18 protein-coding genes are annotated in these 16359 nt (G+C 63.0%); 16 read left to right on the plus strand and 2 right to left on the minus strand.

All coding sequences use genetic code 11. The features are described from left to right. Window positions 1–124 precede the first annotated feature (124 nt). Both F7R19_RS20475 and F7R19_RS20480 read right to left on the minus strand, forming a co-directional pair. Window positions 125–385: a hypothetical protein gene (locus tag F7R19_RS20475; RefSeq protein WP_150981810.1), complete on the minus strand. Its 261-nt coding sequence runs from the start codon at window positions 383–385 to the stop codon at window positions 125–127. Between the two features lie 619 nt (window positions 386–1004). Next, window positions 1005–1628 (minus strand): glutathione S-transferase family protein, encoded by a 624-nt coding sequence (locus F7R19_RS20480; protein ID WP_150981811.1) that lies wholly within the window; start codon window positions 1626–1628, stop codon window positions 1005–1007. Window positions 1629–1990: 362 nt separating this feature from the next. Between F7R19_RS20480 and F7R19_RS20485 the strand changes: the two genes are divergently transcribed. From F7R19_RS20485 to fghA, 16 genes are all read left to right on the plus strand, one after another. Further along, on the plus strand, window positions 1991–2293 hold the full coding sequence (locus tag F7R19_RS20485; protein ID WP_208449515.1) for an ArsR/SmtB family transcription factor: 303 nt from the start codon (window positions 1991–1993) through the stop codon (window positions 2291–2293). A 125-nt stretch (window positions 2294–2418) separates the two neighbouring features. Then, complete coding sequence (locus F7R19_RS20490) at window positions 2419–3531, plus strand: alkene reductase (protein ID WP_175994343.1); 1113 nt, start codon at window positions 2419–2421, stop codon at window positions 3529–3531. 325 nt (window positions 3532–3856) lie between these two features. Then, window positions 3857–4468, plus strand: coding sequence for a TetR/AcrR family transcriptional regulator (locus F7R19_RS20495; protein WP_150981814.1), 612 nt, complete (start codon window positions 3857–3859; stop codon window positions 4466–4468). Between the two features lie 136 nt (window positions 4469–4604). Then, the gene (locus tag F7R19_RS20500; RefSeq protein ID WP_023007044.1) at window positions 4605–5636 is read left to right on the plus strand and encodes an NADP-dependent oxidoreductase; all 1032 of its coding nucleotides are present in this window, start codon (window positions 4605–4607) and stop codon (window positions 5634–5636) included. Window positions 5637–5670: 34 nt separating this feature from the next. Next, entirely contained in the window at window positions 5671–6348 is a 678-nt protein-coding gene (locus F7R19_RS20505) for a type 1 glutamine amidotransferase domain-containing protein (protein ID WP_034030322.1), read from the plus strand. Between the two features lie 11 nt (window positions 6349–6359). After that, entirely contained in the window at window positions 6360–6665 is a 306-nt protein-coding gene (locus F7R19_RS20510) for a DUF1330 domain-containing protein (protein ID WP_023007046.1), read from the plus strand. Window positions 6666–6692: 27 nt separating this feature from the next. After that, window positions 6693–7523, plus strand: coding sequence for a nitroreductase family protein (locus F7R19_RS20515; RefSeq protein ID WP_034030325.1), 831 nt, complete (start codon window positions 6693–6695; stop codon window positions 7521–7523). 73 nt (window positions 7524–7596) lie between these two features. Then, window positions 7597–8988: an NAD-dependent succinate-semialdehyde dehydrogenase gene (locus tag F7R19_RS20520; protein WP_058131069.1), complete on the plus strand. Its 1392-nt coding sequence runs from the start codon at window positions 7597–7599 to the stop codon at window positions 8986–8988. Between the two features lie 87 nt (window positions 8989–9075). Then, window positions 9076–10494, plus strand: a complete 1419-nt coding sequence (locus tag F7R19_RS20525; RefSeq protein WP_023007049.1) for a coniferyl aldehyde dehydrogenase — start codon at window positions 9076–9078, stop codon at window positions 10492–10494. A gap of 53 nt (window positions 10495–10547) precedes the next feature. Next, window positions 10548–10958 carry an organic hydroperoxide resistance protein gene (locus F7R19_RS20530; protein ID WP_023007050.1) on the plus strand — a complete coding sequence of 137 codons (411 nt, stop codon included), beginning with the start codon at window positions 10548–10550 and terminating at the stop codon, window positions 10956–10958. A gap of 29 nt (window positions 10959–10987) precedes the next feature. Further along, window positions 10988–12043, plus strand: coding sequence for an NAD(P)-dependent alcohol dehydrogenase (locus F7R19_RS20535; RefSeq protein ID WP_023102505.1), 1056 nt, complete (start codon window positions 10988–10990; stop codon window positions 12041–12043). A gap of 71 nt (window positions 12044–12114) precedes the next feature. After that, on the plus strand, window positions 12115–13128 hold the full coding sequence (locus F7R19_RS20540; protein WP_023007052.1) for a zinc-dependent alcohol dehydrogenase family protein: 1014 nt from the start codon (window positions 12115–12117) through the stop codon (window positions 13126–13128). Between the two features lie 103 nt (window positions 13129–13231). Continuing rightward, window positions 13232–13816: a flavin reductase family protein gene (locus F7R19_RS20545; protein WP_023112350.1), complete on the plus strand. Its 585-nt coding sequence runs from the start codon at window positions 13232–13234 to the stop codon at window positions 13814–13816. Window positions 13817–13888: 72 nt separating this feature from the next. After that, the gene (locus F7R19_RS20550; RefSeq protein ID WP_058131072.1) at window positions 13889–14998 is read left to right on the plus strand and encodes an S-(hydroxymethyl)glutathione dehydrogenase/class III alcohol dehydrogenase; all 1110 of its coding nucleotides are present in this window, start codon (window positions 13889–13891) and stop codon (window positions 14996–14998) included. Window positions 14999–15051: 53 nt separating this feature from the next. Continuing rightward, window positions 15052–15450: a VOC family protein gene (locus F7R19_RS20555; protein ID WP_150981815.1), complete on the plus strand. Its 399-nt coding sequence runs from the start codon at window positions 15052–15054 to the stop codon at window positions 15448–15450. Between the two features lie 2 nt (window positions 15451–15452). Beyond that, window positions 15453–16280, plus strand: coding sequence for an S-formylglutathione hydrolase (gene fghA, locus F7R19_RS20560; RefSeq protein WP_150981816.1), 828 nt, complete (start codon window positions 15453–15455; stop codon window positions 16278–16280). The last annotated feature ends 79 nt before the right edge of the window (window positions 16281–16359 follow it).

Raw genomic sequence — 16359 nt, forward strand, 5'->3', positions numbered from 1 at the left:
AGCCGACTCCACTCGACGCTGGGCTACGTCAGCCCCATGACGTTCGAGAAAAACTGGTCCGCAGCTCAGCAACACCGGGCTGCCTAATTCCCTCGGTTATGGGATTCGTGGAACAGGGGCAAGGTCATTTTTCCTCACGCAAAGACTTGGGTGCACCGGCAAAGTCTCTTAAAACCATGCAGTCCGTAAATCCAATCTCCAGATTATTTGCTAATGTGCGAACGGCCGTCGCGCCGCCAAAGTAGGAATCCACGTCTTCGTTCCAAATTTCGACGGCGTCAAAGCCAGCATTCTTTGCTGCACGCAGTTTTTCCTCCGTATTTCCTCCCAAAACGATCAGATTCAGAAACATTTCGTTTTGCAAGTGCGAGCCTGCCACTGCCATATTCAGCTCCAAAATAAGTCTATCGAATTTCGCACATGCACAAGGACCGTGCCCTCGCCAACTAGCCGAGCATCATTGGCAACGCGTTACAGCATCCCTTCAATGCGGATTCTTTCGTTTGCGACGTACGACAACCAAAGCCGTTAGGACGACAACAATCAATATTGAAACAGCTACCCGCTATTTTACGGTAGAGACTATGTCCGCAGATTCAAGGGGCTGTTCCAGTGGCTTAAACATAGTCGTAAGACTACCTCATAATTTAAGCGTTACCAGTGTCCGTTTTTTGCGGGGGCCGGCCCACTGCAGACGACGCTGCGCTATAGCAGTGGTACGCACTAAGCCAGTATGCAGTGGGTACTCCGTGCGGAAGAAGCGCAAGAAGGTGACAACCAAGGGCAGGCTGCGCTACCAGATCGCGGAGGGGCCATCTCAAAGCGGAAAAGATCAGGAACACGTGCGAGCTGAAGGGGTCACCGGTACAGGAGGCACGCAAAGGCCAGTCTGCGGGCGAAGTTGGTGCGACCTGATCTCACCCCAGATACGCACTTACCGAACAGAAACTCAACCGGCCGCGCGAACCGGCGACCATAAGGCGATGGCCGACGAGGGGAGTGATCTACCTTGAAAGGCTGTACTGGCCGCCGCGACGGATTGCGGCCCGATAGGCGGGGCGTCCGTGGAGTCGATTGATCCATCCGTCGAGATTGGGTCGATCGTGCCGTAACCCATACACACCGGCAAGCTCTCCGACAAAGCTCATCTGGACATCAGCAGCACTGAATTGCTCCCCCAGAAGGTAACGCCGGCCTTCGAGGGAAGACTCAACGTAGCCCAAGTGATTGGTCAGCTCACTTGTTATTCGCGGGTGCAATGGTGCGCCTGCATCACCGATGCGATCGACATAGAGCTTCAGCAACAGCGGAAGCATCGCGGAACCCTCAGCATAGTGCAGCCACTGCACGTATCTTTCATAATCAGGACTGTCCGGATCCGGCTGGAGGAAACTGCCGTATTTCCGAACCAGATAGTCGATGATGGCTCCAGACTCGTGAATGACGGTGTCCCCATCCACGATCACAGGCGACTTTCCTAGCGGATGGATGGCGGCCAGTTCTGGAGGCGCAAACCGAGTTGACGAATCACGCGTGTAGAACTGGATTTCGTATTCTCGACCGAGCTCTTCCAGAAGCCAGAGAACACGTTGCGATCGGGACTCGTTGAGATGATGGACAACGATCATTGATAGACTCCAACCCCGCAGACGGGGACCATTAAAGTGGGATAGCGATCCACACGATGCCTGTCGAACTGGCTATTCCAAACCAGCTTTGAGCGCATACGAACTGGTCGAAGCGACCCTCATGTGTGGCGGCGCCTGATGCGGGCTACTGTAGCATAAATTACCGTCTGGTAACTTATGTCGGTAACCGGGACATCGCAAGTCATAGGCACTCGCCATTGCTGGACAAACTCAGGGCCTGCGCGGAGAAACGTGGCCGACTCGCCCAATCAGGATGACAGACAGCGGCATGCACCATAGCTTGCCAACGATGGCATCGTCGCTTATAATTTCGTCATTATGCGAAATCTCGAATGCCCATGATCGAACTGGTAGAGCAGTTCAAGGCGCTTTCCAGCGAAGTGCGGCTCCAGATTCTGGAGTGGCTCAAGCAGCCTGAATATAACTTTCCGCCAACCCATGCCCCGAATGGCTGGGCCGAAGGTGTGTGTGTCACGCATATTCAGCAAAAGGTCGAGATGTCGCCCTCAACAGTCTCCACGCATCTGTCGATTCTCCAGCGTGCCGGTCTGGTCGAAACGAGTCGCGTGGGTCAGTGGACGTATTACCGCCGTAACGAAAAGGCCATCGCTCAGTTGGCCCGACGCATTGGAAAAGATCTGTAATGATTGGTTGCCCCCTTTATTTAGCCCATAATTTCGTTAATTTCCGAAATTAAGAATTGTAGCTGCATGATTTCCCGGCAAAAGCAGCCCGCCACTCACCCCATGTACCAATCGAGGACATACACATGACTCAAGACCTGCTTTTCAGTCCTACGCGGCTTGGCCGCATCGAGATCGCCAACCGCATCGTCATGGCACCACTGACACGCAGCCGCGCAGACGACGCCACAGACGTCCCATCTCCCTTCGCCGCCGACTACTATTCCCAACGCGCGAGCGCAGGTCTCGTGATCACAGAGGCAACCCAGGTCAGCCTCATGGCCAAAGGCTATGTTGCGACACCCGGGATCTACAATGACGATCAGGTACGCGCCTGGGCGAAGGTGACAGATGCTGTGCATGCCGCCGGGGGCAAAATTGTCCTCCAGTTGTGGCATGTCGGCCGCAGCAGCCACCCTGACCTCCTGCCGGGACATGCCTCGCCTGTCGCGCCGTCCGCCATTCAGGCGGATTCCATTGCGTTTACGCCTGAAGGTCCAAAGCCTTGCGCAGTGCCGACAGCGCTTGACCACGCGGGCATCCGCGAAACAGTGGCGGACTTCGCCAGGAGTGCCGCGAACGCGCGTCTTGCTGGTTTCGACGGCATCGAAATTCATGGCGCAAACGGTTACCTGATCGACCAGTTCATCCGTGACCGCACCAACCAGCGCACAGACGAGTACGGTGGTTCGGCAGAGAATCGGGCGCGCTTTGCCGTGGAAGTCGCAACGGCGGTTAGCGAGGCCTGGGACGCTGGCAATGTAGGTATTCGCCTGTCGCCTTTTGGCACCTACGGAGACATGGGGGACAGCAATCCGGAAACGACATTCAGCACCGTAATCGAGCTGCTCAATCCGCTCGGCCTCGCCTACCTTCACATGGTCGAGGAGTTTCCGTTCGCCAACATCCAGATGGATTCGGGTCGTCCCGCGGATCAAAGCCAGCACGCCGTCTTTGACCGGCTCCATGCACTTTGGAAAGGTGCCTACATCTCGAATGGCGGCTTCACAGCCGATAAGGCCCGCAGCTATCTTCAACGCGGTCGTGCCACTGCGGTTTCGTTTGGCCGGCCGTTCATCGGCAATCCTGACCTTGTCGAGCGACTGCGCGGCAACCAGCCATTGGCGGCTGCTGACAGCAGCGTCTATTACGGCGGCGGCGCCAACGGGTACACGGATTTCCCCACTTTTTCCGGCTGATCATTTTCGGAATTCCCGAAATACAGAACCCGGATAAATGGGAACTCGGGTGGCGGTAACTGTAGCGGTAACCAGAAACCATCACGGTTTGCTGGCACAGCCAGCTGCCGCCCGCGTTTGTACGCTGCCGGCGAGAGAAGCAGACACGCATACCAAGCAGATAAGCCGTTGAGCGCGAATCTTCCTCTTGAGAAGCGGCTGCTGCTGTCCGGGAAGCGTCCCTGGCATTGCGCAGCAAGCGCTCTATTAATAGCTTTTAACTGTCATCATCAACTTGCCCGATGATTGTAGACGACCGGTCTAGTTTCAGGGTAAGATACAAACCATGACTAATGCCACGAACGACGTCCGCCAACATATCCTCGATACCGCCCGGATCATTATCGCGGGAAAGGGCTTCAGCGCCGTGGGCCTGAACGAGGTTCTCCAGGCTTCCGGCGTGCCGAAGGGTTCCTTCTACCATTACTTCGGCTCCAAGGAGGCCTTTGGCGAAGCGCTGCTGGAGGATTACTTCGCCGATTACCTGGCTTCGCTCGATAATCTGCTGAGTCGTCCTGATCTTTCCGCAGCACAGCGACTGATCGCCTATTTCGAGTACTGGCTGGAGACCCAGGCAGCCTGTGACCCGAAGGGCAAGTGTCTGGCGGTCAAGCTGGCTGCGGAGGTCAGCGACCTCTCCGAGGCGATGCGTTTAGTTCTTGAACAGGGCACCACGCGAGTGATCGCGCGTTTGGCCAGCGCCATCGAGGATGGCGCCAGCGACGGCTCGCTTCCGGTTGAGCTGGATGCCAGTACAACGGCGAACACGTTGTACCAGTTGTGGCTGGGCGCGAGCCTGCGCGCCAAGCTCACGCGCGACCGTGTACCCATGGAGGCCGCGCTGGCTGCTACGCAGGGCCTGCTAGGCCTGTCTTCTCATCTTCGACGCTGCGCCTGACAGACAGAAAAAAGTCCTCGTAGCTTTTGTTTTTTTGCCCAAACTGCATACGACCGGTCTAATTCAATCAGATGACAAACTTTGCTTCCACGCACGCACATGAGTCCGTTTCGGCCGTCCTTTTCAGGAGTCAGCGATGACCACTGCGATCCTGCAAACCCGCATCGTACTTGCCTCACGCCCCTCGGGTGAGCCGACGCCAGACGACTTCCGGCTGGAACAGGAATCGCTGCCTGAGCCAGGCAAGGGCCAGCTCCTGCTGCGCACGCTGTACCTCTCGCTCGACCCGTATATGCGGGGGCGAATGAGCGATGCTCCGTCCTATGCTCCACCCGTAGCGCTAGGCGAGGTGATGACCGGCGGCGCGGTGAGCCGGGTGGAGGTTTCGCACGACCCGGCATTCAAGGTTGGCGACCTGGTCGTCGGCGACACGGGTTGGCAGAGCCATACGCTTTCCGACGGTCGTGGACTGGTCGTGCTCGATTCCCGGACCACGAATCCTTCGCTGGCGCTGAGCGTGCTCGGCATGCCCGGCTTCACCGCCTACCACGGCCTGCTGAACATCGGCCGGCCGCAGCCGGGCGAGACTGTGGTCGTCGCCTCCGCCATCGGCGCGGTCGGCTCGGTAGTTGGGCAGCTTGCCCGGCTAAAGGGCGCGCGCGCCATCGGCATCGCCGGCGGGCCGGAAAAATGCCGCTACGCGCGCGAAGCGTTCGGCTTCGATGTCTGCCTCGACCACCGCGCGCCCGACTTTGCCGAACAACTGGCTACCGCGACGCCGCAGGGTATCGACGTCTACTACGAGAACGTCGGCGGCACGGTGCTCGACACCGTGCTGCCGCGACTGAACGTCGGCGCCCGCGTGCCGGTGTGCGGGCTGATCGCCCACTACAACGACACCGACCTGCCACCTGGCCCGGACCGCATGCCGATGATGCTGGGGCTGGTTCTGCGCAAGCGCCTGCTGCTGCAGGGTTTCATCATCGGCGACCACTACGCCGACGGTTTCGCGGCGTTTCAGCGCGACATGGGCGCATGGGTCGCCGAGGGCAAGGTCTCGGTCCGCGAAGACTTCGTCGAGGGCCTGGAACATGCGCCCCAGGCGCTGATCGACCTGCTCGCCGGCAGGCACTTCGGCAAGGTCGTGGTACGAGTCGGCACCCCCTGAGTCTTTCACTTCGAACCTCCAAAGGAGAGCCGCTATGGCCAATATTCTCGTCATCCTCACTTCGCACGACCAACTCGGCAACACTGGCAGGAAAACCGGCTTCTGGCTGGAGGAACTGGCTGCCCCCTACTATGCCTTCCTCGATGCCGGCGCGAAGCTGACCCTGGCCTCGCCCAAGGGCGGCCAGCCGCCGCTCGACCCCAAGAGCGACGAACCCGACGCCCAGACCGAGGCGACCCGTCGCTTCCTGGCCGACGCTGACGCGGTCAAGGCCCTGGCCAACACCCGCAAGCTGGCCGAGGTCGCCATCGGCGACTTCGATGCAGTGTTCTATCCCGGCGGCCACGGCCCGCTATGGGACCTGGCTGAAGACCCGGTCTCGATCGGTCTGATCGAAGCGGCGGTCAAGGCGAACAAGCCGGTCGGAACGGTCTGCCACGCACCTGGCGTGCTGCGCCACGTCAAGGATGCCGACGGCAAGCCGCTGGTCGCCGGCAAGCAGGTGACCGGTTTCAGCAACAGCGAGGAGGCTGCGGTTGGCCTGACCGATGTGGTGCCGTTTCTGGTCGAGGACGTGCTCAAGGCCAATGGCGGTCATTACAGCAAGGGCGGCGACTGGCAGTCCCACGTGCTGACCGACGGCCTTCTGGTCACCGGCCAGAACCCTGCCTCGTCCGCCGACGCCGCCAAGGCGCTGCTCGCCCTTCTGTGAGGAGATTGAACATGTCCGCTTACGTGGTTTTCCTGCGCGAACGCACCCTCGACGCCACCGAACTTGACATCTATGCGAGGCAGGCTCCAGCCGCGCGCGAAGGACACGATCTGACGCCGCTGGCGTTCTATGGCGATTTCGAGGTGCTGGAGGGACCGGCGATCGAGGGCGGCGTGATCCTGCGCTTTTCCGACATGCAGGCCGCACGCGCCTGGTATCACAGCCCCGCTTACCAGGCAGCACGGGTGCACCGGTTCAAGGGCGCGGACTACCGCGTGCTGTTGCTTGACGGCATCGGCGCGACACCTGCGGCCTGAGTCCCCTAACACGCACAGGATTCTGGAATGACTTCCCATCAGATCGACCCAGCCTCCGCATGGCAGGCCCGCTATGGCGAGGCCGCCGCCCTGCCGCTGCCCCCTGTTCCCGCCGCGCTGGCCGCGCTGCTGGAGCACCGATCAGTGCGCGCCTACACCGATCAACCGGTCGACGACGAGGCACTTCAACTCGCCATCGCTGCCGCGCAATCAGCCTCCAGTTCGTCCAACCTGCAGCCATGGAGCGTGATCGCCGTGCGCGACCCCGCGCGGCGCGCCCGCCTGGCCGCGTTGGCCGGCGGTCAGCGCCACGTGGCCGAGGCACCGCTGTTTCTGGCCTGGGTCGCCGACTGGTCGCGGCTGCGCCGACTCGGTGCCGCGCAGGGTGCCGCGACCGACGGTATCGATTACCTGGAGAGCTACACCGTCGGAGCGGTCGACACCGCGTTAGCCGCGCAGAACGCGGCGAACGCCTTCGAAGCCCTGGGGCTGGGTATCGTCTACATCGGCGGCATGCGCAACCATCCAGAGCAGGTCGCCGCTGAACTGGGGCTGCCGCAGGACAGTTTCGTGGTGTTCGGCATGTGCGTGGGCCATCCCGATCCGGCCCGCCCGGCCGAAGTCAAGCCGCGCCTGGCACAGCCGGCGGTGCTGCATCACGAACGCTACGACGCTGCCGGCGAGGCCGCCGCGGTGGCGCACTACGACCCGCTGATGCGCCGCTTCCAGCAGGAGCAGCAGCGTGACGACCGGCCCTGGTCGCAAGTGTCGGTGCAACGCATCGGCAGCCCCGGCGCGCTGATGGGCCGCCATCGCCTGCGCGAAGCCCTGAACGCGCTCGGCTTCACCCTGCGCTGAATTCCTCGTCCGCGCTCCGGCTCTGCAGGCCGTGACGCCTTCCTCCATCCACTGTCACAAGGAATCATCGAACATGGCATACGCCACCATCAACCCCTACACCGGCGAGACCCTGAAGACCTTCCCGGACGCCACCGACGCCGAGGTGGAACAGGCCATCGCCGCTGCGCACGAAGCCTTCCTGTCCTGGCGCGAGCGCTCGTTCACCGAGCGCGGTGCCATCCTGCAGCGTGCCGCAGACCTGCTGCGCGCCAAGGCTGGCGACTACGCGAAACTGCTGACCCTGGAGATGGGCAAGATCACCGCCGAGGCACTGGCCGAGGTCGAACTTTCCGCGCGCATCTTCGAGTATTACGTGAAGAACGCCGAGGCCCTGCTGGCACCGGAGAAACTGACCGTGGCCGATCCCGCCGAGGGCGACGCGTTGCTGGTACACGAGCCGCTGGGTGTGATCCTGGCGATCGAGCCGTGGAATTTCCCCTACTACCAGATCGCCCGCATCCTGGCCCCGCAACTGGCCGCGGGCAACACGCTGCTGCTCAAGCACGCCTCCAACGTGCCGCAGAGCGCGGATGCCTTCGAGAAGCTGATGCTCGAAGCAGGCCTGCCCGCGGGCGCCTTCAAGAACCTCTATGCGGCGCGGCACCACATCGAGATCATCCTCAACGACCCGCGCGTGCACGGCGTGGCGCTGACCGGCTCGGAAGGCGCAGGCGCGGTGGTCGCCGCCCAGGCTGGCAAGGCGCTGAAGAAGTCCACGCTGGAACTCGGTGGCGCCGACGCCTTCGTGGTGCTGGCCGACGCCGAGCTGGACAAGACCGTGAAGTGGGCGGTGTTCGGCCGCCACTGGAACGCCGGCCAGGTCTGCGTGTCCTCCAAGCGCATCATCCTGGTCGAGGCCATCTACGATGAGTTCCTGCGCCGCTACACCGAGGGCGTGGCCGGGCTCAAGGCGGGCGATCCGTTCGACCCCGCTACCACCCTGGCGCCGCTGTCCTCGCAGAAGGCCGCCGACGACGTCAAGGAACAGATCCGCCAGGCCGTCGCCCACGGCGCGACCGCGACCGAGGTGGGGCCCAAGGTGCCGGCGCAAGGTGCCTTCGTGCAGCCGACGATCCTCACCGGCCTGACTCCGGACAACCCGGCCTACTACTGGGAATTCTTCGGGCCGGTATCGCTGGTCTACCGCGCCCACGACGAGGAAGAAGCGATCGCCATCGCCAACGACTCGCCGTTCGGCCTGGGCGGCTCGGTGTTCACCGCCGACGCCAAACATGGCGCCGAAGTCGCCAAGCGCATCTCCACCGGCATGGTGTTCGTCAACCACCCGACCATGGCCAAGGCCGACCTGCCGTTCGGCGGCGTACGCCGCTCTGGCTACGGCCGAGAGTTGCTCGGCCTGGGCCTCAAGGAGTTCGTCAACCACAAGCTGATCGACGTGGTCGACATCGACGCGCCGTTCTGATGCAAGCGGGCCGGCGGCACGGTACCGCCGGCCGCCGTTTCGCGTCCACGGGCGACGTTCAACGTTAACCGAACTTAGGAAACCCTCATGAGTACATCCGATCTGATCACGCGCCTGCCTGGCGTCGTCGCGGCGATGAAGCAGGCGCACCTGAGCGATGGCCCGGCGGACGCCGAACAGCGGCGGGATCGGCTCGCTCGCGCCGAACGCCTGTTGTCCGATAACCGCGCGCAGCTGGAATCGGCCATTCGCGCCGATTATGGCCACCGCAGCCCCTATCAGACACTGGCCACCGATGTGCTTGCGCCCATCAAGAGCATGCGCCACGCGCGCGAGCAACTCGAACATTGGATGCGACCCGAAGCGCAAGACGCCGGTATGCCGGGCGTGCAGGCACGCGTGGAATACCAGCCACTCGGTGTAGTAGGCATCATCAGCCCCTGGAACTTCCCGATCAACCTCTCGTTCGGGCCACTCGCAGGCGTGTTCGCCGCCGGCAACCGCGCGCTGCTCAAGCCGTCCGAACTGACGCCCCGCACCTCCGATCTGCTGGCCGAGCAGATTCCGCGCTATTTCGATGCGCTCGAATTCGGCGTCGTGCTCGGAGACGCCGAAGTCGGCGCCGCCTTCACCGCGCAACCGTTCGACCATCTCATTTACACGGGCAGCACGGCAGTGGGGCGTCTTGTGATGCGCGCCGCGTCCGAGAACCTTGTACCGGTAACGCTGGAACTTGGCGGCAAATCGCCCGTGCTCGTCGACGTGGACGCCGACATCAAGATAGTGGCCGAGCGGGTGCTCACATCCAAGACATTCAACGCCGGGCAGATCTGCATCGCCCCCGATTATGTGCTTCTGCCGCCGTCCGCACGCGAGGCGTTCATCGAGCACGCCCGCGCGTTCGTTGCGGCCACTTATCCAGATCTGGGAAGCAACACCGATTACACCGCCGTTGTCAACGATCGGCACTTCCAGCGCCTGCAGGTGTTGCTCGATGACGCCCAGGCCAAGGGAGCAACCGTCATCAGTCTTGCACCGGACGGCGAAGCAGATGCCGATCCTGCGACCCGCCTGCTGGCACCGACGCTTGTACTGGATCCCGACGATACGATGCGCGTGATGCAGGAAGAAATCTTCGGGCCGGTCCTGCCGCTGGTGAACTGCCCGGATCTTGACCATGCCATCGACTACGTCAATGCCCATCCGCGTCCGCTGGCCGCGTACTACTTCGGCAGCGACGCAACGCGTCAAAAGCGCTTCACCGAACGCACCACCTCGGGTGCAGCAGTGATCAACGACACGCTGATCCACGCTTTTATCGAGGATCTGCCGTTTGGCGGTATCGGCCCTTCCGGCATCGGCGCCTACCACGGCATCCATGGGTTCCGGCGTTTCAGCCACGCCAAGGCCGTGGTGATGCAGAGCCCGGACGGGACCTCCAGCCTGGCGCTGCGCGCGCCCTATGCCGACAAGCAGAAAGCGGTCGAGGCACAGCTGAGCGAATGATTTTTTCCTGGGCGGAGCACACCGCCCTTCGTAAACCTACGGAGCTGAATACCATGAAGATTTTCTACAAGACCCGCGCCACCGCCGTCGGCGGCCGTTCCGGCCGCACCACGCTGGACGATGGCAGCCTCGCGCTGGATATGGCCATGCCGGGGTCCGGCAAGGCTGGCGTCAACCCCGAGCAACTGTTTGCCATGGGTTACGCCGCCTGCTTCGACAACGCGCTGCCGGTGGCGGCCAAGCAACTGAAGCTGGCACCTACTGCCACCAAGACCTCGGTCGAGGTCGGCATCGGCCAGAACGCCGAGGGCGGCTACAGCCTGGACATCGACCTGTATGTGGAAGTCCAGGGCCTGAGCGAAGCCGACGCGCAGAAGCTGGTGGAAACCACCCACCAAGTCTGCCCGTACTCGAACGCCACCCGCGGCAACGTCGACGTGCGCCTGCACACCAGCGTCGCCTAAGCGACGGTAGGCCTACGAGGAGAAACACCATGACAGTAAAAGCCTATGGCACCCATGCCGCTGACACGCCGCTGGCGGCGCTCGACATTGTTCGCCGCGAGCCGGGGCCGCACGACGTCAAGATCGACATCGCCTACTGCGGCGTCTGCCATTCCGACCTGCACCAGGCCCGCAACGAGTGGGCCAACACGCTGTACCCCTGCGTGCCCGGGCACGAAATCGTCGGCCACGTTTCGGCCATCGGCAGTGCAGTGACCAAGTTCAAGATCGGCGACACGGTCGGCGTCGGCTGCCTGGTCGACAGTTGCCATCATTGCCCGGCCTGCGACGCGGGCCTGGAGCAGTATTGCGAGCACGGCCAGGTCTTCACCTACAATGGCCCGACGCATGATGCGCCCGGCCACACCCTGGGCGGCTATTCGCAGCAGATCGTAGTTAAGGACGACTTCGTCCTGAAGGTTTCGCACCCCGAGGCGCAACTGGCCGCCGTGGCGCCGCTGTTGTGCGCCGGCGTCACCACCTGGTCACCGTTGCGCCACTGGAAGGTCGGTCCTGGCCAGAAAGTGGGCATCGTGGGTATCGGCGGGCTTGGCCACATGGGCATCAAGCTGGCACATGCCCTGGGCGCACACACCGTGGCCTTCACCACCAGCGAGAGCAAGCGCGCCGCTGCGCTGGAACTGGGCGCCGACGAAGTCATTGTCTCGCGTAACGCTGAAGAGATGGCGGCGCACGCCAACAGTTTCGACTTCATCCTCAACACGGTCGCAGCCAGCCACGACCTCGACGCCTTCACTGGCCTGCTCAAACTCGACGGCACCATGACCCTGGTCGGCGTACCCGAGCACCCGCACCCGTCGCCGAGCATCGCCAATCTCATCTTCAAGCGCCGCAGCATCGCCGGCTCGCTGATCGGCGGCATCGCCGAGACCCAGGAGATGCTCGACTTCTGCGCCGAGAAAGGCATCGTCGCCGAGATCGAGATGATCGCCATCCAGCAGATCAACGACGCCTACGAGCGCATGCTCAAGAGCGACGTGAAGTACCGCTTCGTGATCGACAGCGCGAGCCTGGCCGCCGCCTGAGGCGAAACAGCCTAACCGTTGCGGGCCGCTTCCCGGCGAGGCGGCCCGCGCGAAGCAACAGGAGATTCCAGATGAAAGCCATCGTGACACGCAGCCCCGGCGGCCTGGACTGCCTCGAACTACGCGAACTCCCCGACCCCGGCCAGCCTGGTCCAGGTCAGGTCCGTGTGAAGCTGCACGCCAGCTCGCTCAACTTCCACGATCTGCTGGTCGCCAACGGCGGCATCCCCGCCGCCGACGGACGGGTACTACTATCCGACGCCGCCGGCGTCGTCGAAGAGGTGGGCGAAGGCGTGAATGAGTTCAAGCCCGGCGACCACGTCGTCTCCGGCTTCTTTCCGCAATGGACCGACGGCCTGCCGTTCGCCGCGGTCGGCAACTTTCAGGGCACGCCGGGCGACGGCATCGACGGCTACGCCACCGAAGTCGCGGTGCGCGCAGCCGCCGACTTCACCCTGGCGCCGCGCGGCTGGAGCCACGCCGAGGCGGCGACCATCACCACCGCCGGGCTGACCGCCTGGCGCGCCCTGGTGGCCGACGGCCCGCTCAAGGCCGGCGAGAGCGTGCTGGTTCTGGGTAGCGGCGGGGTTTCGGTGGCGGCGCTGCAAATCGCAAAAGCGATGGGCGCGAGCGTGATTGCCACCTCCTCGTCGGATGAAAAGCTCGAACGTCTGCGCTCGCTCGGCGCCGACCACCTCATCAATTACCGCCGCACGCCGCAATGGGGCAAGCGGGTGCTGGAGATCACCGGCGGGCGCGGCGTCGATCACGTCGTGGAAGTCGGCGGCCCGGGCACGCTGGCACAGTCCATTCATGCGGTGCGCGTGGGCGGTCATATCGCGCTGATCGGCGTATTGACCGGCCGAGGCGGCGAGGTGCCGACTGCCGTATTGATGGCCAGGCAGGCACGCCTGCAGGGCCTGATCGTCGGCAGCCGGCGCCTGCAGCAGGAGTACGTGGCGGCGCTGGAGCAGACCGGCATCCACCCGGTGATCGACCGCAGCTTCCCGTTGGAGCAGCTTGCTGAGGCTTTCCGCTACCAGGAGAGCGGCCGCCATTTCGGCAAGGTCGTGGTGGATATCTGATCACCCAAGCCCTGTCCGTCCAGCTGCGCTGGCGGACGCGGCGCCCGGGACGCGCCCGGCTGCATACCGGACCCGGGCGTGGATATTTGAAGAGAGGAATGACATGACCGAACACGTCCTGTCGGTCGCATTGGACGATGCCTACCGGCTGATCACCCATGGTCCGACCGTCCTTGTGTCGGCCCGCCACAGTGGAGTCGACGACGTCATGGCCGCCGCCTGGGCCTGTGCGTTGGATTTTTCGCCACCCAGGCTGACCGTGGTGCTGGACAAGATCACACGAACGCGCGAACTGATTGAGGCCAGCGGTGAATTCGTCATCCAGATTCCAACTGTCGCGCAAGCGCGGCTGGTGCACGAGGTAGGCTCCCGGAGCCTGCATCAGGATCCGGACAAGCTCCAGAACTGCGGCGTGGAGCTCCTGCGCTTCGACGGCTTCGACCAACCCTTCGTGGCCGGAGCTTCGGCCTGGCTGGCGTGCCGGCTCATCCCGGAAGTGCGCAATCAGGAGACCTATGACTTGTTCATCGGCGAGGTGGTCGGCGCCTGGGCGGACGCGCGGGCGTTCAGCGATGGCCGCTGGCGCTACGAGCATGCCGACCCGGTCTGGCGCAGCTTGCATCATGTCGCCGGCGGGCATTTCTATACCATCGGCGATGCCCTGGACGTGCCTTTAACGCAACGCTAAACCTTTGGTCGCCCAGGTGGAGCGGCAACTGCCGCACCTCCGTAAAGTGCCCACCGATTACAGGAGAAAAGCATGAAGTCACGTGCTGCCGTCGCCTTCGGGCCAGGCAAACCGCTTGAAATCGTCGAGATCGACGTCGCTCCACCAAAGGCCGGTGAAGTTCTGGTCAAGATCACCCATACCGGCGTCTGCCACACCGACGCCTTCACCCTGTCGGGCGACGACCCCGAGGGCCTCTTCCCTGTCGTGCTGGGCCATGAAGGCGCCGGTATCGTGGTCCAGGTCGGCGAAGGCGTCACCAGCGTCAAGCCGGGCGACCATGTGATCCCGCTCTACACCGCCGAATGCGGCGAGTGCCTATTCTGCAAGTCGGGCAAGACCAATCTGTGTGTGGCCGTGCGCGCCACCCAGGGCAAGGGCGTGATGCCGGACGGCACCACGCGCTTTTCCTACAACGGCCAGCCGATCTATCACTACATGGGCTGCTCGACTTTCAGCGAATACACCGTCGTCGCGGAGGTTTCGCTGGCGAAAGTCAATCCGCAGGCCAATCCGGAACACGTCTGCCTGCTGGGTTGCGGCGTCACCACCGGCATCGGTGCGGTGCATAACACTGCGAAAGTGCAACCCGGCGACTCGGTCGCAGTGTTCGGCCTGGGCGGCATCGGTCTGGCGGTGATTCAGGGTGCGCGCCAGGCCAAGGCCGGGCGCATCATCGCCGTGGACACCAATCCGTCCAAGTTCGAGCTGGCACGCACCTTTGGCGCGACCGATTGCATCAATCCCAGGGATTTCGACAAGCCCATCCAGCAGGTCATCATCGAGATGACCGGCTGGGGCGTCGACCACTCCTTCGAATGCATCGGCAACGTCAACGTGATGCGCGCGGCGCTGGAGTCAGCCCATCGCGGCTGGGGTCAGTCGGTCGTTATCGGCGTGGCTGGCGCCGGACAGGAGATCAGCACCCGCCCGTTCCAGTTGGTCACTGGCCGACGCTGGCTTGGCACCGCCTTCGGCGGGGTCAAGGGCCGCTCGCAGCTGCCGGGCATGGTCGAAGACGCCATGAAGGGCGAAATCGACCTCGCGCCGTTCGTCACCCACACCATGCCCCTCGATGAGATCAACGAAGCCTTCCACCTGATGCATGAAGGCAAGTCGATCCGCAGCGTGGTGCATTACTGACCCGGAATCCCCCGGTTATTTATTGTTATCCAGTCAATCTGAAGGAGATTTTTATGGCAACTCCAGTCATTTCCGGCGACGGCGTTTTTTCGCACGCGTTCCTCGGCGCCATCGACATCGAAAAATCGGTCGCGTTCTACGACGCCACGCTGGGCGCGCTGGGCATCAGGAATCTGGGCCCGTTCGGCAATGGGTGGGTGCTGTATGGGCGTGACAAGCCGGCCTTTATCATCACCCGTCCCAGCGATGGCGGAGCGCCTTCGTCCAATGGCGTCACGGTAGGCTTTGCCGCGGCCACGCCGGCCGAGGTAGATGCCTTCCATGCCTCCGGCCTGGCCGCAGGTGGTACCGATGAAGGCCAACCCGGCCCGCGCGGCCACCTGCCTGGCGCCTATGCCGCCTACCTGCGCGACCCGGCGGGCAACAAAATCTGCTCGTACACCTTCATCTGAAGATGGAGCGCATCGAACACCGCGCCTGCTTCGGCGGTTGGCAGGAAGTGTACCGGCATGAGTCGCGCGCACTGGGATGCGCGATGAATGTGGGCGCATACCTGCCGCCGCAAGCCGCGCATGAAAAGCTGCCGGTGCTGTACTGGCTATCCGGCTTGACCTGCACCGAGCAGAATTTCATCACCAAGGCTGGGGAGCAGCGCTACGCTGCCGAGCGCAGCATGATTCTGGTCGCTCCCGACACCAGTCCACGCGGCGAGGATGTGGCTGACGACAACGCCTACGACTGGGGCAAAGGTGCTCGCTTCTACGTCAATGCCACGCGCGAGCCGTGGGCGCGGCACTTCCGCATGTACGACTGCGTCGTTGAGGAATTGCCGCAGCTCATCGAGGCAAACTTCAACGCTGACGGTGCGCGTGGCATTAGCGGCCACTCGATGGGCGGCCATGGCGCACTGACCATCGCATTGAAGAATCCGGGACGCTACCGCAGCGTTTCGGCGTTCTCTCCGGTCGTCGCGCCTTCGCAGATGCCATGGGGCGAAAAAGCCTTTTCCGCGTATCTGGGTGACGACCGCAAGGCGTGGAAGCAGCACGACGCAGTCGAGCTGATCGCCAGTGCGCAGGAGCGCCTGCCGTTGCTGATCGACCAAGGCGATGCGGACGAGTTCCTCGATGAGCAGCTCAAGCCGAAATTGCCCGCGCAAGCCGCGCAGGCAGCAGCATATCCGGTCACGCTGCGGATGCAAGCAGGCTACGACCACAGCCATTACTTCACCGCGAGTTTCATTGGCGAACACCTCGCCCACCATGCCCATACGCTGAAGTAGCGCCGCGGACGCGACGCATCGATCTTGGAAGTAAGCCCATGCCATCGGGCTTGCAAGCGACCTACGACATGAAAGGAAC

The sequence above is a fragment of the Cupriavidus pauculus genome (genome assembly GCF_008801835.1).
Lineage (GTDB): Bacteria > Pseudomonadota > Gammaproteobacteria > Burkholderiales > Burkholderiaceae > Cupriavidus > Cupriavidus pauculus.